Here is a 3,690-nt window from a genome sequence, read left to right on the forward strand (position 1 = left end):
TTATCTTTTCAGGGTAAAATGGGCTTTAAATTGTTTACGTTCTCCTGTGTTAGGTTCATCATATTCTACAGTAAACCAGTAATCACTTGTTGGTAATGGTTCTCCATTATAAGTTCCATTCCAACCTTGTCCTGATGGACTGATTTGTTTTAATAGTTTACCATATCTGTCAAATATATAAATTTTTGCGTTTGGTTGGTCTGCGATTCCAATAATGTTCCATGTATCATGATATCCATCGCCATTTGGTGTGAAAAAGTGTGGGTAATCCATCACAATCACTGTTGTACTTGCCTCTCCACAACCATTAATGTCTCTCGCAGTGATGGTATGCTCGCCTAATGATACGTCTTCAAAAGTACCACTTGACTGCCATGGACCTCCATCTAAACTGTATTCGTACTCACCATCTCCTGTCGCCACTGCTTCTATAACGTGTGTTTCTGAAAAAGCTTGTGTGGTCACCGCTGCAACTACTGTTGGTGGTGAACTCTCTAACACTTCTGCGCTGTCTGTATTCATACAGCCTGTAGTGTTATTGGTTACTTCTACACTATAGGTTCCTGATTGGGTAGCGGTTAAACTTGGACTTGTCTCCCCTGGTAATACCATTCCATCTAAACGCCATACAAATGTATAATCAGCTGGTGATAATCCTGTGTCTAATAGTGGTGGATTAACCACTTCGCTACCATTGGTATCTACACATAAGATATAGCTGTCATCTAAATCAAATATTGGTAGCAAGTCTACTTGTAACGTTAATTCTGTAACTGCATAACAGATAGAACTGTCCATACCTAAACCATCTGGAGTATCATTATCTACACGTGCATAAATTACTTGTGGATTACTCGTGTTCTCATAAACCGTTGGAATTGGATTAACTCCTAATTCTGCATCTACCAATGTTGAGTAATAGCTCACTATGTAGTTTACTGGGTCTTGTCCATCTAACACCTCTGCATCTTGTGTGGTTAAATCAAACTGTCCAAAACCATCATTATCGCCTATATTATCACATATGACATAGGTTATTGGTTGCATATCGCTATTGGCCAATGCGCCTTCTTGCACTTCTATATTAAAGCTTACTGTACTTATAGAACAGCCTGTGATGGTATTGGTAATAGCTACAAAAATTTGTTGTGGATTCGTCAAATTGATGTATGGACTCACTAATGCGCCTGTTAAATTATCTGCTCCTGCTTGTGTCGCATGATAGGTTACATTAAACATCACTGGGTCTTGACCGTTCAATACTTCTGCATCTTTACTTGTTAAATCAAAAGCATAAAACCCATCACTGTTCACTTCACAGGCTATAAAATCGGTAACCGCTACTACTGCTGGTAATGGGTTAACAATGATATCAAAGTCTACTATAGTATAACAGCCTGTAATATTATTGGTTACTCGCACATAAATGGTTTGTGGTGTGCTGGTATTGGTATACATTGTTGGGTCTGGAATCGCATTAGTACCTGCTTCTGCATCATTCATCGTTTCATGATAAGTCGCTGTTACGCCTACTTCGCCATTGATGATATAGGTTTCATTGATGGTTAAATCAAATACCTCTTCTGCATCGCCTGTATTGATATCATCACACAACTCTATATCTGATGGATCTGTACTTGGTGTCGGATTTGGTAATACGCGTATGGTTAACGTCGTAAAATCGGTACATCCTGTATCTGTATCTGTAACTCTTACATATAGTGTTTGTGGGTTTGCTGGATTTCCATTAACAGACATATTAGTATATGCTGTTGCTGGAGCAATCACATTGGTATTTGCTTGAGCATCGGCATTGGTTGTATAATAACTTACAGACCAGCTACCATTACCTCCTGTGATTTCATTATCCTTAACGGTTAAATCAAACACTGTCATCTCATCTGCAATCTCATCATCACATAATTGTAACGGTGTTGGTTGTATTGCTGTTGGTGGTAACTCAACTCTGATTTCAAATTGCCCTGTCTTTATACAGCCATTTGCTACACTTACCAAACGCACATAAATAATCTGAGGATTAGTCACATTAGTGTAGTTTGTTGTATTAACTATCGGATTTGCTCCTGTATTAGCATTAGCCTGACTTACATGGTAGGTCAATACAAACTGTGCTGGGGCTTGCCCTCCTAGTATTTCTGCATTTTTTGTCGTAAGATTAAATTGTGCAAAACCATCGGCATTGGTATCACAAACAACATAATCATCAATATCTACAGGAACTACTGGTGATGGTAATACGTTTAATACTAATGGTATTATTCTGTAACATCCTGTAAGGGTGTTTTCTTTTCTTGCATACACCGTTTGGGTGTTGGCTACTATATTATCGTATGGACTTGTTAATGCATTTTGATCACTGTCTGCATCTGCCATCGTCTCATGATAGGTCACTACGATGTTAAGATCGCCATTGATAATCTGTAGTGTTCTGCTTTCTAAGTCAAAACTTGCAAAACCATCATTATCTGGGTCACACTCTTCTATTGGTGTTGGAGTTACTACAGATGGTAATGGATTCACACGTAAATCTAACGTTATGGTACTTACACAGCCTGTTGTATTAGTAACTGCTCTCACATATATCGTTTGTGGATTAACCGTATTGCTATATGGACTTGTGATTGGATTGGTATCTGCATCGGCATCGGCTTGAGTCTCGTAATATGTTAGTGTTATTCCTGTTTGACCATTTAATATCTGTGCATTGGCATCTTCTAAATTGAAAGCTTCTACCTCATCGCCTGGATTATTAACATCACACAAAACTAATGGGCTTGGCTGAACTAACACTGGTAATGCATTCACTATTAATTCCAATGTAGTGAGTTTATAACACCCATTGGCAGTATCGTCTACACGTACCCAAAGGGTCTGGTTAAATGCTACTGTATTGGTATAGGCATTTGGTGTGGCTATCATGTTTACAGGCGCATTTGCATCTGCTTGTGTTTCATAATAGCTTACTGCATATTGTGCTGGGTCTAACCCATCTAATATCTCTGCGTTTTTACTTGTTAAATCAAATTGCACAAAGCCATCGGTATTATCATCACATTCTTCTAATGGACTCGGATCTTCTATCTGTGGTGTGTCGTTAACTATAAGAACTAATGGTACTATCGTCGCACAGTTAGTCGTAAGTACTGAACTTTCTACGCGTGCATAAAGCGTCTGGGTATACACCACAATATTATTATACGGACTAGCTTGTGCATTGACATTATTCTCGGCATCTGCCATGGTCTCATGGTAGGTCACTGTTAACCCTGGTGCGCCTCCTGTAATCTCAGCCTCGGCATCTGTGAGCGTAAACTCTCCAAACCCATCACTGTCTGGATCACAATATTCTAATGGTGTTGGCACAAAGGCTACTGGTGCCTGATCGACTTGTAAATCTAATGTTGTTGTATCATAACAGCCTGTATTGATATCCTCTACGCGAACATAAACCGTTTGTGGATTGGAAATATTGGTATAAGGTATAGTCAAAATATTCATATCCGAATCTGCATCTAACTGTGTTAAATAATAACTCACTACGTAATTGGGATTGTTGCCCGTAATCTCATTATTCTTTACACTTAAATCTATACTCGTAAATCCATCTGGTACATTGTCATCACAAACACCTAATAACGTTGGAACTACTATAACTGGTAAAGGGTGGAC

1 protein-coding gene is annotated in these 3,690 nt (G+C 38.8%); it reads right to left on the reverse strand.

Translation table 11 applies throughout. The annotated features are described in order from the left end of the window. A partial coding sequence (locus tag IEW41_RS14300; RefSeq protein ID WP_188607057.1) for a T9SS type B sorting domain-containing protein occupies positions 1 to 3,690 on the reverse strand: 3,690 nt, incomplete at its 5' end.

The organism is Aquaticitalea lipolytica (genome assembly GCF_014641635.1).
Lineage (GTDB): Bacteria > Bacteroidota > Bacteroidia > Flavobacteriales > Flavobacteriaceae > Aquaticitalea > Aquaticitalea lipolytica.